A 17,381-nucleotide genomic window follows, 5' to 3' on the forward strand; every position below is an offset into this window, starting at 1 on the left:
GATACCTAAAAATGTCAATACCTTTTGTTAATTCTATTGCTTCTTGGTTGCTTAAAAAGCGGTATCACCAGATAGAACTTTTTTTAAAATATCCTGCAGAGGTGCAGGAAGAAGTAATGTTTAAACTCTTAAGTATTGCTAAAGATACGGAAGTGGGGAGGCAATATAATTTTGCTACTATTACAAATTACAAAGAATTTGCAGAGCGTTTGCCAATTGTTTCTTATGAAGAGATAGAGCCTTTAATAGAACGAACAAGAAAAGGGGAGCAAAACATTTTTTGGCCAACAAGTATAAAATGGTTTGCTAAAAGTAGCGGTACTACCAATGCCAAAAGTAAATTTATACCTGTTAGCTCAGAGGCTTTAGAAGACTGTCATTACAAATCTGGTAAAGATTTGCTGTGTTTATACCTTAACAATAATGAAAACTCTCAGTTGTTTACAGGAAAAAGTTTGCGCTTGGGTGGTAGTAAAGAGTTGTATGAAGATAACGGGAGTTTTTTTGGAGATTTATCTGCAATATTGATAGATAATATGCCTTTTTGGGCAGAAATGAGTAGCACGCCAAGTAATAAGGTGTCTTTAATGAGTGAGTGGGAAACCAAATTAAACGCCATTATTAACGAAAGTAAGTTAGAAAATGTAACTAGTTTGGCGGGTGTACCTTCATGGATGTTGGTATTACTAAATAATATGTTAGAGCAAACCGGAAAAAATCATTTGTTTGAAATTTGGGAAAATCTGGAGGTTTATTTTCATGGAGGTGTAAGTTTTAGTCCGTATAAAGACCAGTACAAGGCCTTGTTGCCTCGTAAGCAATTTAATTACTACGAAATATACAATGCATCTGAAGGTTTTTTTGCTATACAAGATAGAAACAATGCGGATGATTTACTTTTAATGCTAGATTATGGTATTTTTTATGAATTTATACCTATGGATGCTTATGGTTTAGAAGACCAAAAAGTAGTTGCTTTATGGGATGTAGAGTTACATAAAAATTATGCAATTGTAATTACCACAAATGCTGGTTTGTGGAGGTATAGAATAGGGGATACTATTAGGTTTACATCCTTAAATCCGTATAGAATTAAAATTACTGGTAGAACAAAACATCATATTAATGTTTTTGGCGAAGAGTTAATTATTGAAAATGCAGAGGAATCATTAAAAAAGGTGTGTAAAAAAACAAGTGCGCAAATTAAAGACTATACAGTTGCGCCAATATTTATGGTAGGTAAAGAAAAAGGTGCACATGAATGGATTATAGAATTTAGAAAAGAGCCGCAGGATATTAACCATTTTACAGAATTGTTAGATAATGCTTTAAAATCTTTAAATTCTGATTATGAAGCTAAGCGTTACAATAATATAACACTTACTATGCCTAAAGTGCACAGTGCCAGAGAGAATCTTTTTTATGACTGGTTAAAAGATAGAAACAAACTGGGAGGGCAACATAAAATACCTAGATTGTCTAATAAAAGGGACTATATCGATGAATTGCTTCTAATGAACAAATAAATTGGTTTATTTACTGGTTATATATCATATTGCATATATAAACCTAACCAGTGTATAAAACTATAAATTATGAATTCAGAAAGACTAGTTGTTTTGTCAGATATGTGGGGTCCAAAAAAAGGAATGTGGATTACATCATATTTAGCATATTTACAGCAGTATTATGATATAGAATATTATGATATTCAGGAGTTAGCAAATGTAAATTTGTTAAAACAAAACGAGAAAAATATACACAGCGCTTTTGTAGAAGGAGGTATTGATACTGCTGTATCTCATTTGTTAAAAAAAGAAACTAAACCAGCTCACTACCTTGCTTTTAGTATGGGTGGTTCTATTGCTTGGAAGGCAAACTTAAAAGGATTACCAATGAAATCTTTGTACACAGTGTCTGCAACAAGAATACGTAAAGAAGTAGAGCGTGTAGATGTAGATGTAAAAATGCTTTTTGGAAGCAAAGATTTGTACAGGCCTTCTGTAAAATGGTCTGAAACTATTGGAGTAGATTTAGAAGTTGTAGATAATTATGGTCACGAGATGTACTCTGACTCAGAAATTATAAAAAAAGTAAGCTTAGATCTTTTAAAAAAAGTAATGGTAAAACCAGAACAGGTTAAGAAAGAGGCTAAGGTTAAAGTATTGGCAAAAAAAATATCCTAAAGCATACCTTTAGGATATTTATAGTATAGTTTTAAAAAGCCGTTTTTTTATGAAACGGCTTTTAGCTTTTTAACTGTTTCATAAGATAATTTTTGTTCTGCATATTCTTGTGTTACTTTAAACTCTTTGTCTTGGCTACTTGGTAGCTCAAACATAGCGTCTGTAAAAATTGCTTCACACAAAGAACGCAGTCCCCTTGCGCCTAGCTTGTATTCAATTGCTTTAGAAACTACATAATCTAAGGCTTGGTCTGTTATAGAAAACTTAATGTCGTCCATAGCAAAAAGCTTCTCATATTGCTTTATAATTGCGTTTTTAGGTTCTGTAAGTATAGCACGTAACGTTTTTTCGTCTAACGGATTCATATGTGTTAACACTGGTAAACGGCCAATAATTTCAGGAATTAAACCAAATTCTTTTAAATCTTTTGGAATAATGTATTGTAAAATGTTAGTATTGTCTACGTTGTCCTCTAATTTAGATGCGCTGTAGCCTACTGCCTGCATATTTAGGCGTTTGGTTATTATACGTTCTATGCCGTCAAAAGCGCCACCAGCAATAAATAAGATGTTTTCTGTATTAACCTCTATAAATTTTTGATCAGGGTGTTTACGTCCTCCTTTTGGTGGTACATTAACAACAGTACCTTCTAAAAGTTTTAATAAACCTTGTTGCACGCCTTCGCCAGATACATCTCTAGTAATAGAAGGGTTATCGCTTTTACGAGCAATTTTATCAATCTCATCTATAAAAACAATGCCGCGCTCTGCTTTTTCTAAATTGTAGTCTGCAGCTTGTAAAAGGCGCGTTAGTAAACTTTCTACATCCTCACCAACATAACCAGCTTCTGTTAGTACAGTAGCGTCTACAATGGCTAATGGTACGTTAAGCATTTTGGCAATTGTTTTTGCCATTAATGTTTTTCCAGTACCGGTTTGCCCGGCCATAACAATGTTACTTTTTTGTATTTCTACATCATCATCTGCGCTAGAAGGTTGTAATAATCTTTTGTAGTGATTGTATACTGCAACAGACATTACTTTTTTTGTACGTTCTTGTCCTATAATAAAAGTGTCTAAAAAGGCTTTTATTTCCATAGGTTTTTTAAGAACCAATTCTGCAGATAAACTGTCTGTTTTAGACTGTTTAGTGTCTTCTATAACAATGCCATATGCTTGCTCTATGCAACGGTCACAAATATGTGCGCCCTCACCAGCAATTAATATGTTTGTTTCTGCTTTGGTTCTTTTACAAAAAGAACATTCTAAATTTTCCTTTGCCATAAGTCTACTTCTTCTCTTTTAGAGTAAGGTGTTTATTAGTCGGTTTTTTAATTTTTTTCCCTTACTAATATTTCGTCTATCATACCGTAGGTTTTTGCTTCATCAGCTTTCATCCAGTAATCTCTGTCACTGTCATTACTAACCTTGTCAAAAGTTTGGCCAGAGTGGGTTGCTATAATATTGTACAACTCATCTTTTAGCTTTAATATTTCTCTAGCAGTAATTTCTATATCGCTAGCTTGCCCTTGTGCGCCACCTAATGGTTGGTGAATCATTACACGAGAGTGTGTTAAGCCACTACGTTTTCCTTTTTCTCCTGCGCATAATAATACGGCACCCATAGATGCAGCCATACCAGTACATATTGTTGCAACGTCTGGTTTTATAAATTGCATAGTGTCGTAAATACCTAAGCCAGCATAAACACTACCACCTGGAGAGTTAATATATATTTGAATGTCTTTAGATGCATCTGCACTTTCTAAAAACAATAATTGTGCTTGCACTATATTAGCAACTTGGTCATTAATACCAGTTCCTAAAAATATAATTCTATCCATCATTAATCTAGAGAAAACATCCATTGCAATGGCATTTAGTTGTCTTTCTTCAATAATGTTAGGCGTCATATTACTTGGGTACATTGTACTTAATATTTTATCATAGTACATGCTGTTTATCCCTTGGTCCTTTATGGCGTAGTTCTTAAATTCTTTTCCGTAGTCCATATGTAGTATTTGGTATTTTTAAATAAAAAAGGTGCCGAAAATTTATACTTTCGGCACCGTAAATATACTTATTTTTTTTAGTGACGACCTATAGTGTAATTTGCTTTTAAAGCTATTTGCTATAGTTTGATACTAAATTTAACGGAATTTTTTGTTTTACCATATATGTGCTAGTGTTTTTTTAACAATGCACAGGGTAAAATTTATTCTTTTCCGTAAACTTCTTTAATAAAATCGTCATAAGAAAGCTCCTTAACTTTAAGGTTTGCTTTTTCTTTGTAAAGCGTTAATAATTTTTGACTCATTAACTGCTCAGACAATCTTTTTACTTCATCTTGGTTAGACATAATTCTTGCTGCAATATTGTCTAATTCTTCTTCAGCAGGATTTAATTGTCCGTATTGTGCCATTTGAGACTTAATAAAACCTTTGGCAAATTCTTTTAGTTCGTCAAAATTTACCTGTAAATTGTTTTCTTGTATTATTTTACCTTCAATTAACTGGTAACGTAAACCTTTTTCAGATTTTTCAAATTCAGCAGCAGCTTCTTCTTCTGTTAATGGCTTTTCACCTGTCATTTGAATCCATTTTTTTAAGAATTCAGTAGGTAAATCAAACTTTACATTTTCAATAAAGTTTTCAGTAATGTCATTTAACAATTTTTGATCTGCTTGTTGCTCAAATTGCTTTTCTGTATCTTCTTTTATTTTTTCTCTAAGTTCTTTTTCAGAAGTAATTTTTTCTTCTCCAAATAACTTGTCAAACAACTCTTGGTTCATTTCTGCAGGCTCACGTTCGTTAATTTCTTCAATTGTAAACGTAACCTCTGTATTTAAATCAGCAGATTTATCAGCAGCTAAACCTAAAGCACTAGATAATTGGTAATCTTCTTTAAAAAGACCTTTGGTTTTTAATGTAACCACATCACCAACTTTTTTACCTACTAATGCATCTAAAGCTTTTTTAGCTTTAACATTGCTAAGTTCTATAGTTGTTTTGTTGTTAATTTCTTCTTCTTCGTTGGCAAAAACTCCAGTTACTTCATCTTTTTTAGATACTTCAGTTTTAGAGATAAGTTTTCCGTACTGCTTGCCAATACGTTCTACTTGCTCGTCTATCATTTTTTTATCTGCAACTATTTTATATTGAGTAATTGCTTTTTTAGTCTTAATTGGAGCTTCAAATTCTGGAGCTAAACCTAATTCAAATTCAAAATCTAGATTTTCTGCATCCCAGTTAAAGTCATCTTGTTGCTTAGGTAGCGGGTTACCAAGAACATCTAACTTTTCTTCAGTTAAGTATTTGTTTAGGTTGTCTTGTATAAGTTTGTTTACTTCGTCTACTAAAACAGCCTTACCGTATTGTTTTTTAATAAGGCCCATTGGTACATGTCCTTTTCTAAAACCTGGTATGTTTGCTTGCTTTCTATAATCGTTAAGAATTGCTTGTACCTTATCTTGGTAATCCTCTTTAGTGATAGCAACTTTCACAACTGCATTTAATGCATCAATCTGCTCTTTTGTAATATTCATTTCTTGAATCTGATTTTACTTAAATAAAATGGGCTGCAAAAATAGTACTTTTTAATTACGTCTACAACTTTTTAAATTGTTGTAATACAAAAGACTATGTTATTTTTCTTTATCTGTTTTTAAGACTGAAAATAATACGGATTGTAATAATGATAATAATAAGCTAAATACTATGGCCCACAGCCAACTATCTACAGTAAATCCTGTTACAAAATATCCGGCTAATTTTATTATGCAAGCGTTTATTATTAACAAAAATAGGCCTAGTGTAACTATTGTAACTGGTAAAGTTAGTATTACCAAAAGTGGTTTTATAAAAAAGTTTAAAAGGCTTAATACAATAGCAACAATTATTGCGGTAGTGTAAGTATCTACACCAATGCCAGGTAAAATTTTAGATAATACAACAACGGCAATAGCGCTTAATAATATACGTAGTATAGTTTTCATAGCTTAATGTATTTTATGGGTTAACTTTTTATAAAGGTAAGCGATTTTTCTAAGAATTCCTTAGGGTTTTCTGCGTGTAACCAATGTCCTGCATTGCTTATGGTTTGTATATCTGCCTTAGGAAAATGTGTTTTAATAATATCTGTGTCCATTGGAGATATGTACTCAGATTTGTCTCCTCTTAAAAACAATGTTGGTTTGTTGTATGTTGCAGATGCATCTATGTTTTCTCCAATTTGTTCCATACGTTCTGCTAAAACGTCTAAATTAAACCTAAAACCTAATGTTCCTTTTTCTACCCAATATAAATTTTTTAATAAAAATTGACGTACTCCTGCATTAGAAATGTGTTTAGCTAGCTCGTTACTAGCTTCTGTTCTAGAGGTAATTGTATTTAGGTTTAAAGCTTTAAGGCCATTAATTATTTCATGGTGGTGCGGTGGATAAAACTTTGGAGCAATATCTGCAATTAGTAATTTGCTAACCAAGTTTGGATAACTACATGCTAATTGCATAGCTGTTTTTCCTCCCATAGAATGGCCAAGAACAATGCAATTGTTTAAATTATACTCTGCAATATAGTCTTTAATGTCGTTTGCAAGAATGTCATAATTAAACTCGGTAGAGTGAAAACTTTTGCCGTGGTTGCGCTGGTCTATTAAATGTACTTGCAAACCCTCTTCTGCGTATTTGTTGCCAAGAGTTTTCCAATTATCAGACATTCCTAAAAATCCGTGTAAGATTAACAAAGGTTGTCCTTCTCCAAGTATTTTAGAATGTAGTGTAGGCATTATTTTAGTTTGTTAAGGTACATGTTTACTACGTTTTCTAGTCCTAGGTAAAGAGATTCGCTAATTAATGCGTGTCCAATAGATACCTCTAACAAATGCGGTACTTTTTCTTTAAAATAAGCTATGTTTTCTAAACTTAAATCGTGGCCAGCATTAATTCCTAAGCCTAGTTTATGAGCTAAAATTGCAGCATCTGTAAAAGGTTGTACTCCTGTTTTGTTGCCTTCTGCAAAAGCATCTGCGTAACTTTCTGTGTAAAGTTCTATGCGGTCTGTGTCAGTTTCAGCTGCTCCTTCAACCATTTTTAAGTCTGCATTTACAAAAATAGATGTTCTAATATTGTTTGCTTTAAAAGTAGCAATAACATCTTTTAAAAAATCTTTGTGTTTAACAGTGTCCCAACCAGCATTAGATGTAATTGCGTCTATGGCGTCTGGAACCAAAGTAACCTGTGTAGGTTGGGTTTCTAAAACTAAGTCTATAAACTTTTTAATAGGGTTACCTTCAATATTAAATTCTGTGGTAACAATATTTTTTAAATCTCGCGCATCTTGGTATCTAATGTGTCTTTCATCTGGTCTTGGATGTATAGTTATACCTTCTGCACCAAAAGCTTCTATATCTGTTGCAACTTTACATAAATTAGGAACATTGCCTCCTCTAGAGTTTCTTAAAGTGGCAATTTTATTTACGTTTACGCTTAATTTTGTCATTTTTATTTTGTTTAGCTACTGCAAAAATACAAATAAGGCATAGCTTTTGTTATTACTTTGTTAAGGTTTTTTATTTTTATTAAATGCCTTGTAATTTATAACCTAGGTCGAAAAAATTATTATTAATTTGCAGTAATATTTTAAGCTATGCAGATACAGTCTAACATATTAACAACAATTCCTACATTCTCTATAAACGATAGTATGGAAGGGGTAATTCGTTTTTTTAAAACAACTACTTTTTCGCACGTTGCAGTTGTAGATGATAATAGATTGATAGGTATGATTGCCGAAAACGATTTTAAATCCTTTGAAAAAGGTAAAAAAATTGAAGATTATAAATATCAATTAGAGAACTTTACAGTAAATTCTGACACCTCTTGGTTAGATGTTTTAGAAGTGTTTTCTAAAAATGATGCTAACATTTTACCTGTTTTAGATAAAGATGAAGCTTTTACGGGTTATTATGACTTAACAGATATTGTTGCTTTGTTTATTGGTACTCCTTTTTTTACCGAGCCAGGTGGAATTTTAGTGGTAGCAAAAGGTATGTCTGATTATTCTTTTAGTGAGGTTGCCCAAATAGTAGAGAGTAACAATGCAAAGTTGTATGGTGCTTTTATTACAGCAATAGAAAATGATGTTGTGCAAATTACATTAAAAGTAACCTCTGCCAATTTAAATGAAATTACACAATCTTTTAGGCGTTATAATTATAGTATTTTATTTGGTAATGATGATGATCTTTTTCTGCAAGATTTAAAAGAACGCTCTAACTATTTAGATAAATACTTAAACGTATAACTGTATGAAAGTTGCCATTTACGGACAAACTTATAATGATGATACTGTAGACTATGTGTTTGAGCTATTAAGTGAGTTAAAACTGCATAATGCGAGCATTAGTTTTGAAAGTGATTTTTACAAATTTATAACAGCCTCAAAAGAAATTGAAGATTTTTCAATTTTTACAGAAGATAGTGGTTTAGATGCATCTTTTGATATGTTTGTAAGTTTTGGAGGAGATGGTACAATTTTACGAGCCATTACTTTTGTTAAAGATTTAGGTATACCAATTGTTGGTGTTAATACGGGGCGTTTAGGGTTTTTGTCAACCTTTAAAAAAGAAGATGTAAAAAAAGTAGTGCAAGAGTTTGTGTCTAAGGATTATACTGTTGTAGATAGGAGTTTAGTGGCAGTAACCTCTAACGTAAATATACCAGAGTTTAACGCTATTAATTTTGCGCTTAATGAGGTAACAGTGAGCAGAAAAGACACTACATCTATGATAACTGTAGAGACCTTTTTAAATAATGAGTACTTAAACTCTTACTGGGCAGATGGTTTAATAGTATCTACGCCAACAGGTTCTACAGGCTACTCTTTAAGTTGTGGAGGTCCTGTAATTACCCCAACAGCAAAATCTTTGGTAATTACACCTATAGCACCGCATAACTTAAATGCAAGACCTTTAGTTATTTCTGATAATACTGTGGTAAAATTAAAAGTGTCTGGTAGAGAAAAAAACCATTTACTTTCTTTAGATTCTAGAATAGTTACCTTAGAAAACGGTACGGAAATAACTGTGAAAAAAGCAGACTTTACCGTTAAGTTAATAGAGTACACATCAGAAAGCTTTTTAAAAACCCTGCGCAATAAACTTTTGTGGGGAGAAGATAAGCGTAATTAATTGTTTGTTAAACAATAAATGTGCTATAAAACTGTTATTCAATGAAGAGAACAGAGGTGTAATAATAGGATTCTGCTAAAATCTAATATTATTATATTTGCAAACTTTTAGGATTTATGAGAATATTTATTGCTATTATATTATTTTTTATTTTAGGCAATGCCAGTGCGCAAACTTATGAAGTTGGTGTGCTAACTGGTGGTTTAAATAATATTGGTGACGTTGGTAGAACCAACTATATAAGTCCAAGCGGTTTTGCTTATGGCGGTATTTTTAAATGGAATAAAAGTAAACGTTATGCTTGGCGAGCTAGTATACTTCACGGAAAGTTTGTTGCAGACGATTTAAAGTCTGGTTTGGCATACAGGCAAAAAAGGCAATTAAAAATGGAGAATACTATTACAGAATTCTCTGCAGGTTTAGAGGTTAATTTTGTAGAGTACAATTTACACAAGTTGGGTCCTGCATTTACACCTTATTTATATACAGGTGTAACTTATTTTAGGTATGATTATAATTATTTTGAAGTTGGTTTTTTGCAAGATTTAGATCAGCGTGAAGGAGATTTTGCTATTCCAATGACAGTTGGTTTAAAGTATAGATTAAATCAATTTTTTATCTTAGGCGCCGAAATAGGTGCTAGATATACGTTTACAGACAATTTAGACGCTAGTAATCCAGAAAAAGCTAATGTTGCAACCCTTATAGATCCTAAGTTTGGAAATATTTTTAGTGATGATTGGTATGTTTTTTCAGGTTTTACGTTAACTTACACCTTTGGTAGAAAACCGTGCTCAGATTGTTTTGAGTAAATTATACTTATGGATACTATAGAAGATTTAAATAAAGAAAATATTCCAGATCATTTAGCCATTATTATGGATGGTAATGGCAGATGGGCAAAACAAAAAGGTAAACTGCGTATTTTTGGACATGAAAATGGCGTAAAAACAGTGCGTAGAGTAGTAGAAAATTGCGCTAAGCTTGGTGTAGGTTACTTAACATTGTATACTTTTTCTACAGAAAACTGGAATAGACCTAAGTTAGAAGTAGATACGCTTATGCGTATTTTGGTGTCTTCTTTAAAGAAAGAAGTTAAAACTCTTAACAAAAACAACATAAAACTTAACGCAATAGGAAACCTAAGTTTATTACCTGCAAAAGCTGGTGAAGAACTAAAGAATGTAATGTCAAAAACCTCGGTAAATACTGGTATGACACTAACATTGGCGTTAAGCTATGGTTCTAGGGATGAGATTAGAACAGCTGTTCAGGAAATTAGTATCAAAGTTAAAAATAATATAATTTCTCCCGAAAATATTGATGAAATCATTATTAATAACCATCTTTACACGCAAAATTTACCAGACGTAGATTTACTTATAAGAACTAGCGGTGAACACCGTATAAGTAATTTTTTACTTTGGCAAATAGCGTATGCAGAACTGTACTTTACAGATGTTCTTTGGCCAGACTTTAAAGAGCATCATTTAGTAGACGCAATTAAAAATTATCAGAACAGAGAACGAAGATTTGGAAAAACTAGCGAACAACTCAACTAACACAACCAAAAGAACCATTACTTTTGGTTCTATTATTACCATCCTTTTTCTTTTTACAAACCTTATTGCTTTTGGGCAAGAGGCATCTTATGAAGATGGTAAAAAGTATATTTTAGGAGGTTTAGAAATTACAGGGGTAAAAAGTTACAACGAGCAAACTGTAATAACATTTACCGGTCTTAGGGTTGGGCAGCCAATAACACTTCCTGGAGAAGAAATTAGTGCTGTAATTAATAAATTATGGGCTTTAGAACTTTTTAGTGATATCAATTTTTATATTACAGATATTAAGGGAGAAGAAGTATTTTTAGAACTTAATATCGTAGAGCGCCCTACGCTTACAGATGTTACTGTATACGGAGTAAAAAAACGTAAGGTAGCAGATATAATAAATGATACAGACCTTAAAAAAGGAAAGAAAATAACACAAAGTCTTATTAATAACACAGAGAACTACTTAAAAAATAAGTACAAAAAACAAGGGTACTTAAATACTAAAGTAAACATTGCTACTGCTGTAGATACATCAGAAACCAATGCTCAAAAAATGGTTATTAATATTAAAAAAGGCGAAAAAGTAAAAATTAGTGACATTACTTTTAATGGCAATAGCCAGTTAGCTGATAAAAAATTGCGTAAGGCTCTTAAAAAAACTAAAAAGAAGAAGTTTTACCGTTTCTGGAAAAAATCTAAATATATAGAAGAAGATTATAAAAACGATTTAACTGCATTGGTAGAGAAATATGCAGAAAACGGATTTAGAGATGCAAGAGTAATTTCTGATACTATTACTAATGTTAATGATAATAACATTAAAATTAATATTAATGTAGAAGAGGGTAACAAGTACTACTTTGGAGATATAGATTTTGTTGGTAATACAGTTTATCCGGACGTAATTTTAAGTAGAGCCTTAGGTATCAAAAAAGGTAGTACGTATAATGGTGTATTATTAAAGAAAAGAATTTCTGATAATACGAAACCAGATCCAAACGATTTAACAAGTTTATATCAAAATAATGGATATATGTTTTCTACAATTAACCCAGTAGAGGTTTCTGCAGAAAATGATACTATAAATTTTGAAATAAGAATTATAGAAGGTAAGGAAACCTTTTTAGACCACGTTACTGTAACAGGAAACGACAAAACAAACGACCATGTTATATTTAGGGAGCTAAGAACTCGTCCTGGTCAAAAATATAATAAAGCAGATATTATTAGAAGTATTAGAGAATTAGGTGCTCTTGGTTATTTTGATGCAGAAAGTATTAAACCGGATGTTCTTAACCCTAACCCAGACGCTGGTACTGTAGATATTAATTATAATGTTTTAGAGGCTGGTTCTAGTCAAATTGAATTACAAGGTGGCTACGGTGGCGGTGGTTTTATAGGTACATTAGGACTGTCTTTTAGTAACTTTTCTTTAAAAAATATTTTTAATAAAGATGCTTATGTTCCTGTACCAATGGGAGACGGACAAACATTTTCTATTAGGTTACAAGCTAGTAGAACTTACAGAGTATATAGTTTTAACTTTTCTGAGCCTTGGCTAGGAGGTAAAAAACCTGTGCAGTTTAATATGTCTTTGTCTAGAACGCAGCAATTTGCTTATGACTATCAAGAAAGAGAAGTAGATAAAGACAGACAGTTTTCAATATCTAGTATTTCTGTAGGTTTAGCTAAAAGGTTAAAGTGGCCAGATGACTTTTTTGTGGCCTCTCACTCTTTAGCATACCAATTATATGATTTTAAAGATTACAATATAGGTTTGTTTAATTTTGGTAATGGTTCTGCAAATTCATTTTCTTATACGTTTGGTTTGTCTAGAGAATCTTTAGCAGGTGGTAAAATATTTCCGCGTGGTGGATCTAGTTTCCAATTTAAATTTAAAGCAACACCACCTTATTCATTATTTTCAGATAAAGATTATAAAGGGTTAAAAGAGGAAAGTGATGAGTTACAAGAAGCACGTACAACCAGAAATTTAACTGCTTATGAGCAAACTCGATTAGAGGAAATTGAGGAAGATAGATTTAAGTGGTTGGAATTTTATAAGGCTAGTTTTAAAGGAGATTGGTATACAACTTTAACAGGAGATTTAGTTTTACGTACTAATGCAGAATTTGGTTTCTTGGGTAATTATAATAATGATATAGGTAATGTTCCTTTTGAGCGTTACTTTGTTGGAGGTGATGGTTTAGGTAACTTTACTTTAGACGGAAGAGAAACAATACAATTAAGAGGATATGAGAACCAATCTTTAACACCCGTTATTGCTAGTTCTAATGAGCAAGAAGGTGGTGTGGTTTATAATAAATTCTCTATGGAACTAAGATATCCTATAACATTAAAGCCTTCTGCATCTATTTATGCACTAGGATTTTTAGAAGGAGGTAACTCTTTCAGCAATTTTACTGAATTTAATCCGTTTGAAATAAAACGATCGGCCGGAGTAGGGTTGCGCATATTTATGCCAGCTTTTGGTCTATTGGGAATTGACTTTGGTTATGGGTTTGACAAGGATAACTTGCCAACCTCTACTGAACCAAGTGGATGGCAGACGCACTTCATCATTGGTCAGCAGTTTTAATTACAAAGAATATTTCTAATTTACCATATATTAATAAGCTTGTTTTTGGGTAATTAATATTTTTGGCACGATATTTTCTATGTATTAAAACGATAAACAAAATGAAAACAAAAGTTCTTTTAATTGTAACTACGTTGCTACTGTCAACTAGTATTTTTGCTCAAAGGGGTGTTAGGATTGCCTATGTAGATATGGAATACATTTTAGAAAATGTAGAAGAGTACAGAGAGGCAACCGAACAACTAGCTAGTAAAGTAGAAAAATGGAAACTAGAAATTGAAGGTGAAAAAAAGGAAATCTTTGATATGAGGCAAACACTGCTTGCTGAAAAAGTTTTATTAACAAATGAGTTAATAGAAGAGCGAGAAGAAGAAATTGCTTTATTAGAAAAAGAAATGTTGCAATACCAGCAAGATAGATTTGGTCCACAGGGAGACTTGGTCATGCAAAAATTAAGGTTGGTGCAGCCAATACAAGATCAGGTTTTTAGTGAAGTTCAAAAAATTGGACAAAATAAAAATTACGATTTTATTTTTGATAAATCTGCAGATGTTGTAATGTTGTATGCAGAGAAAAGAAATGACATTAGTGAGCTAGTACTTAGAGCAATTTCCAGAACCAGAAAAATTAGTGCACCTAAAAAAAGCGCTAGAAGTAGATTTGATGATGAGGAAGAAGAAAAACCAATTACAGAAGCTTTAAGGATTAGACAAGAGCAAGCCAAAGAAGCAGATGCGGCAAGAGCTAAAAGTGCAGAAGAGAAAAGAGCAGAGCAGTTAAAATTAAGAGAGGAACGTAAAAAAGCATACGAGGCTAGAAGAAAAAAGTTATTAGAAGAAAAAGCAGCTAAACAAAAGAAAACCAAAGAAGAAAAAGACAATAATTAAAAAGGTCTATACACTAAAATTAACTAAATACTTAAATTAACATTCAATTACTATTATGAAACATTTAAAGAAAATAGCAGTAGCATTAGTATTATTTGTGGCTACAACGGCATTTGTAAACGCACAGTCTAAAGTTGCGCATATTAATGTACAACAGTTGTTACAAGAGATGCCTGCAATGAAGCAAGCAGATGCAGAATTAAAAAAATTAAATGAAACTCTTGGGGCAGATATCCAAGCGAGTGTTACAGAAGCTAGAAACAAGGCTACGCAATACCAAAATGAAGCAGCTTCTAAAACAGCAGAAGAAAATGCTAAAAGAGAACAGGAAATAATGACGTATCAAAAAACTATTCAAACTGCACAGCAAGCGGCGCAGCAAGAATTACAAAAAAAGCAACAAGAATTGTTGGCTCCAATACAAGAGTCAGCAATGAAAGCTATAGAGAAAGTAGCAGCTGCTCAAGGATATGACTACGTAATTGATGCTAGTCCAGGTGCGGGTCTACTTGTGTCTAAAGGAAAAGATCTTTTAGCAGACGTAAAAAAAGAATTAAAATTCTAATTTACTAGACTTTATTATTACAAAGGCTGTGCATTTTTGCACAGCCTTTTTTGTTTATTTGTGTTATATTTAAGTTTATAAATTTTATAGTTAAATGCAAAGCAATCCTATTGGTGTTTTTGATTCGGGAGTTGGTGGTACGTCTATTTGGAAGGAAATTCATAAATTACTTCCGTTAGAAAATACGATTTACCTGGCGGATAGTGCTAATGCTCCTTACGGAGAAAAATCTACTGAGGAAATTATTCAATTAAGTGTTAAAAATACAGAGCTTCTACTAAGTTATAACTGTAAGTTAATTGTAGTGGCTTGTAACACGGCAACTACTAATGCAATTAAGTATTTAAGGAATACGTATGCAGATGTTTCTTTTATTGGTATTGAGCCAGCAATAAAACCAGCTGTTTTACAGTCTAATTCTAAAACTGTAGGCGTATTGGCAACTAAAGGTACTTTGTCTAGTAGTTTGTTTCATAGTACCGTTAAAAGTCACGCAGAAGGCATTAAAATAATTGAAAAAGAAGGTAAGGGATTGGTTCCTTTAATAGAAGCTGGTAAGGCTTCTTCTAAGGAAACAAAAACCTTATTAAAAACTTTTTTGGCTCCAATGCTAGCGCATAATATAGATTATCTTGTTTTGGGTTGTACACATTACCCTTATTTAGTGCCTGTTTTAAAAGAGTTGCTTCCAAAGCACGTAAATATTATAGATTCTGGTGAGGCAGTGGCTAGGCAAACTAAAGCGGTTTTAACAAAGAATAGTTTATTAAATACACTAAACAATAAAAGCTCTCATAGGTTTTATACAAACGCAGATGTACCTATCTTAAAGTCATTTTTGACAGAAGTAAAGTCGACTATTAATGTTGTTTATTTAGACTTTTAAAAATCCAATTAGCATTTGCGTATATAAGTAATATACGTGAAATCTATTTTATGTTTTTCATCTTTTGGATGATATTCTTCAAATACAATTTCCCAATTATTTTTATCTAATTCAGGAAAAAATGTATCGGCATCAAACTCTGTATGTACTCTTGTAAGTTCAATTTTATGTGTGTATTCTAACGCTAATTTGTAAATTTCACCACCTCCAATTATGTAAACTAGCTCGTTATCTTTGGTAATTTTTAAAGCATCTTCTAAAGAGTGTACAACCACACAATTATTATAATTTATAGTGTAGCTTTTGTCCCTTGTAATTACAATGTGCTTTCTGTTTGGTAATGGTTTAGGAAAACTTTCAAAAGTTTTTCTCCCCATAACAATTGGGTTGCCTGTAGTAAGTTTTTTAAAGCGTTTAAAATCATCTGGCAAATGCCAAAGCAAATCATTGTCTTTTCCTAGGGCATTATTTTCTGCAGCAGCTGCAATGGCTATTATTTTTTGCACAACTTGTAATTTATAAAATTATATAGCTACTTTTCCTTTAATGTGTGGGTGTGGGTCATAACCTTCTAATACAAAATCATCAAAAGTAAAATCAAAAATATTTTTTACTTCTGGGTTTAATTTCATTACAGGTAATTGCCTTGGTTCTCTACTTAACTGCAATTCTACTTGATCTAAATGATTGTTGTAAATGTGTGCATCTCCAAAAGTGTGAATAAAGTCTCCTGCTTCATAACCGCAAACTTGCGCCATCATCATAGTAAATAATGCATAAGATGCAATATTAAATGGTACGCCTAAAAAGATATCTGCGCTTCTTTGGTACAATTGGCAAGATAATTTACCATCTGCCACATAAAACTGAAAAAATGCGTGACAAGGGGGTAATGCTGCTTTGCCATTTGCTACATTTTCAGAAAAAGAAACAGAGGTGTCTGGTAAAACACTAGGATTCCAAGCTGTAACTAGCATTCTTCTGCTGTTAGGATTGTTTTTTAGTGTTTCAATAACTTCTTTTATTTGGTCTATGTCTTCACTATTCCAATTACGCCATTGGTGCCCGTAAACAGGACCTAAATCTCCGTTTTCATCAGCCCACTCGTTCCAAATTCTTACTCCATTTTCTTGTAGGTAGGCTATATTGGTGTCTCCCTTTAAAAACCAAAGTAACTCATAAATAATAGATTTTAAATGCAGCTTTTTTGTGGTTACCATAGGAAAACCTTTGCTAAGGTCAAAACGCATTTGGTGTCCAAAAACACTAATTGTGCCTGTTCCAGTGCGGTCACCTTTTTGGTTGCCGGTCTCTAATACGTGTTTAAGTAAGTCGTGATATTGTTTCATTTTAAAGCAGCATCTTTCTTCTGTTTAATGCAAACAGAAATTGTTTAGTCTTATGTAAAAATAAGTAATTAAATAATAACTAATAGTATAATAAGTTCTGAATAATGATTTAATCATATATCCAAAACTTATTAATTAACTTGTGAATTTATTGTGTTTTAGGTTG

At 32.2% G+C, this 17,381-nt stretch carries 18 protein-coding genes; 10 read left to right on the forward strand and 8 right to left on the reverse strand.

The features are described 5' to 3' along the window. Positions 1 to 11 precede the first annotated feature (11 nt). Both PBN93_RS09605 and PBN93_RS09610 read left to right on the forward strand, forming a co-directional pair. Positions 12 to 1,526 carry a GH3 auxin-responsive promoter family protein gene (locus PBN93_RS09605; RefSeq protein WP_077402025.1) on the forward strand — a complete coding sequence of 505 codons (1,515 nt, stop codon included), beginning with the start codon at positions 12 to 14 and terminating at the stop codon, positions 1,524 to 1,526. 69 nt (positions 1,527 to 1,595) lie between these two features. Further along, complete coding sequence (locus PBN93_RS09610; RefSeq protein ID WP_271080533.1) at positions 1,596 to 2,186, forward strand: alpha/beta fold hydrolase; 591 nt, start codon at positions 1,596 to 1,598, stop codon at positions 2,184 to 2,186. Between the two features lie 47 nt (positions 2,187 to 2,233). On the opposite strand, the gene clpX is transcribed toward PBN93_RS09610, so the two are convergent. From clpX to PBN93_RS09640, 6 genes are all read right to left on the reverse strand, one after another. Beyond that, positions 2,234 to 3,469 carry an ATP-dependent Clp protease ATP-binding subunit ClpX gene (gene clpX / locus PBN93_RS09615; RefSeq protein ID WP_077402031.1) on the reverse strand — a complete coding sequence of 412 codons (1,236 nt, stop codon included), beginning with the start codon at positions 3,467 to 3,469 and terminating at the stop codon, positions 2,234 to 2,236. A gap of 47 nt (positions 3,470 to 3,516) precedes the next feature. Next, the gene (gene clpP, locus PBN93_RS09620; protein WP_077402034.1) at positions 3,517 to 4,197 is read right to left on the reverse strand and encodes an ATP-dependent Clp endopeptidase proteolytic subunit ClpP; all 681 of its coding nucleotides are present in this window, start codon (positions 4,195 to 4,197) and stop codon (positions 3,517 to 3,519) included. A gap of 203 nt (positions 4,198 to 4,400) precedes the next feature. Beyond that, positions 4,401 to 5,729 (reverse strand): trigger factor, encoded by a 1,329-nt coding sequence (gene tig, locus PBN93_RS09625; protein ID WP_077402036.1) that lies wholly within the window; start codon positions 5,727 to 5,729, stop codon positions 4,401 to 4,403. A gap of 99 nt (positions 5,730 to 5,828) precedes the next feature. After that, entirely contained in the window at positions 5,829 to 6,179 is a 351-nt protein-coding gene (locus PBN93_RS09630; RefSeq protein WP_271080534.1) for a phage holin family protein, read from the reverse strand. A 20-nt stretch (positions 6,180 to 6,199) separates the two neighbouring features. After that, positions 6,200 to 6,970, reverse strand: a complete 771-nt coding sequence (locus tag PBN93_RS09635) for an alpha/beta fold hydrolase (protein WP_077402042.1) — start codon at positions 6,968 to 6,970, stop codon at positions 6,200 to 6,202. Further along, complete coding sequence (locus PBN93_RS09640; RefSeq protein WP_271080535.1) at positions 6,970 to 7,683, reverse strand: pyridoxine 5'-phosphate synthase; 714 nt, start codon at positions 7,681 to 7,683, stop codon at positions 6,970 to 6,972. The genes PBN93_RS09635 and PBN93_RS09640 overlap by 1 nt, the downstream gene beginning before the upstream one ends. Before the next feature lie 147 nt (positions 7,684 to 7,830). On the opposite strand from PBN93_RS09640, the gene PBN93_RS09645 reads away from it, so the two are divergent. From PBN93_RS09645 to murI, 8 genes are all read left to right on the forward strand, one after another. Then, the gene (locus tag PBN93_RS09645) at positions 7,831 to 8,487 is read left to right on the forward strand and encodes a CBS domain-containing protein (RefSeq protein WP_077402047.1); all 657 of its coding nucleotides are present in this window, start codon (positions 7,831 to 7,833) and stop codon (positions 8,485 to 8,487) included. A gap of 4 nt (positions 8,488 to 8,491) precedes the next feature. Further along, positions 8,492 to 9,373, forward strand: coding sequence for an NAD kinase (locus PBN93_RS09650; RefSeq protein WP_077402049.1), 882 nt, complete (start codon positions 8,492 to 8,494; stop codon positions 9,371 to 9,373). A gap of 116 nt (positions 9,374 to 9,489) precedes the next feature. After that, positions 9,490 to 10,185, forward strand: a complete 696-nt coding sequence (porG, locus tag PBN93_RS09655; protein WP_077402053.1) for a type IX secretion system protein PorG — start codon at positions 9,490 to 9,492, stop codon at positions 10,183 to 10,185. Positions 10,186 to 10,194: 9 nt separating this feature from the next. Next, entirely contained in the window at positions 10,195 to 10,935 is a 741-nt protein-coding gene (locus PBN93_RS09660) for an isoprenyl transferase (protein ID WP_077402056.1), read from the forward strand. Continuing rightward, positions 10,907 to 13,528, forward strand: coding sequence for a BamA/OMP85 family outer membrane protein (locus tag PBN93_RS09665; RefSeq protein ID WP_271080536.1), 2,622 nt, complete (start codon positions 10,907 to 10,909; stop codon positions 13,526 to 13,528). The genes PBN93_RS09660 and PBN93_RS09665 overlap by 29 nt, the downstream gene beginning before the upstream one ends. A gap of 101 nt (positions 13,529 to 13,629) precedes the next feature. After that, positions 13,630 to 14,415 (forward strand): OmpH family outer membrane protein, encoded by a 786-nt coding sequence (locus tag PBN93_RS09670; RefSeq protein WP_077402062.1) that lies wholly within the window; start codon positions 13,630 to 13,632, stop codon positions 14,413 to 14,415. Positions 14,416 to 14,470: 55 nt separating this feature from the next. Beyond that, the gene (locus PBN93_RS09675; protein ID WP_077402065.1) at positions 14,471 to 14,980 is read left to right on the forward strand and encodes an OmpH family outer membrane protein; all 510 of its coding nucleotides are present in this window, start codon (positions 14,471 to 14,473) and stop codon (positions 14,978 to 14,980) included. A gap of 94 nt (positions 14,981 to 15,074) precedes the next feature. Next, complete coding sequence (gene murI / locus PBN93_RS09680) at positions 15,075 to 15,866, forward strand: glutamate racemase (protein WP_077402068.1); 792 nt, start codon at positions 15,075 to 15,077, stop codon at positions 15,864 to 15,866. Between the two features lie 8 nt (positions 15,867 to 15,874). On the opposite strand, the gene PBN93_RS09685 is transcribed toward murI, so the two are convergent. Further along, entirely contained in the window at positions 15,875 to 16,372 is a 498-nt protein-coding gene (locus PBN93_RS09685; RefSeq protein WP_271080537.1) for a dihydrofolate reductase, read from the reverse strand. An 18-nt stretch (positions 16,373 to 16,390) separates the two neighbouring features. Further along, complete coding sequence (locus PBN93_RS09690) at positions 16,391 to 17,215, reverse strand: thymidylate synthase (RefSeq protein ID WP_271080538.1); 825 nt, start codon at positions 17,213 to 17,215, stop codon at positions 16,391 to 16,393. Positions 17,216 to 17,381 lie beyond the last annotated feature (166 nt).

The sequence above is a fragment of the Cellulophaga omnivescoria genome (assembly GCF_027915275.1).
Lineage (GTDB): Bacteria > Bacteroidota > Bacteroidia > Flavobacteriales > Flavobacteriaceae > Cellulophaga > Cellulophaga omnivescoria.

What these genes read in the sequence shown, in the direction of transcription:
- PBN93_RS09660 (WP_077402056.1), top strand. Translation starts at nt 10,195, where the DNA reads ATGGATACTATAGAAGATTTAAATAAAGAAAATATTCCAGATCATTTA.
- PBN93_RS09690 (WP_271080538.1), bottom strand. Translation starts at nt 17,215, where the DNA reads ATGAAACAATATCACGACTTACTTAAACACGTATTAGAGACCGGCAAC.
- PBN93_RS09650 (WP_077402049.1), top strand. Translation starts at nt 8,492, where the DNA reads ATGAAAGTTGCCATTTACGGACAAACTTATAATGATGATACTGTAGAC.
- PBN93_RS09635 (WP_077402042.1), bottom strand. Translation starts at nt 6,970, where the DNA reads ATGCCTACACTACATTCTAAAATACTTGGAGAAGGACAACCTTTGTTA.
- PBN93_RS09670 (WP_077402062.1), top strand. Translation starts at nt 13,630, where the DNA reads ATGAAAACAAAAGTTCTTTTAATTGTAACTACGTTGCTACTGTCAACT.
- PBN93_RS09605 (WP_077402025.1), top strand. Translation starts at nt 12, where the DNA reads ATGTCAATACCTTTTGTTAATTCTATTGCTTCTTGGTTGCTTAAAAAG.
- PBN93_RS09610 (WP_271080533.1), top strand. Translation starts at nt 1,596, where the DNA reads ATGAATTCAGAAAGACTAGTTGTTTTGTCAGATATGTGGGGTCCAAAA.
- PBN93_RS09675 (WP_077402065.1), top strand. Translation starts at nt 14,471, where the DNA reads ATGAAACATTTAAAGAAAATAGCAGTAGCATTAGTATTATTTGTGGCT.
- clpP (WP_077402034.1), bottom strand. Translation starts at nt 4,197, where the DNA reads ATGGACTACGGAAAAGAATTTAAGAACTACGCCATAAAGGACCAAGGG.
- porG (WP_077402053.1), top strand. Translation starts at nt 9,490, where the DNA reads ATGAGAATATTTATTGCTATTATATTATTTTTTATTTTAGGCAATGCC.
- PBN93_RS09640 (WP_271080535.1), bottom strand. Translation starts at nt 7,683, where the DNA reads ATGACAAAATTAAGCGTAAACGTAAATAAAATTGCCACTTTAAGAAAC.
- clpX (WP_077402031.1), bottom strand. Translation starts at nt 3,469, where the DNA reads ATGGCAAAGGAAAATTTAGAATGTTCTTTTTGTAAAAGAACCAAAGCA.
- PBN93_RS09645 (WP_077402047.1), top strand. Translation starts at nt 7,831, where the DNA reads ATGCAGATACAGTCTAACATATTAACAACAATTCCTACATTCTCTATA.
- tig (WP_077402036.1), bottom strand. Translation starts at nt 5,729, where the DNA reads ATGAATATTACAAAAGAGCAGATTGATGCATTAAATGCAGTTGTGAAA.
- murI (WP_077402068.1), top strand. Translation starts at nt 15,075, where the DNA reads ATGCAAAGCAATCCTATTGGTGTTTTTGATTCGGGAGTTGGTGGTACG.
- PBN93_RS09630 (WP_271080534.1), bottom strand. Translation starts at nt 6,179, where the DNA reads ATGAAAACTATACTACGTATATTATTAAGCGCTATTGCCGTTGTTGTA.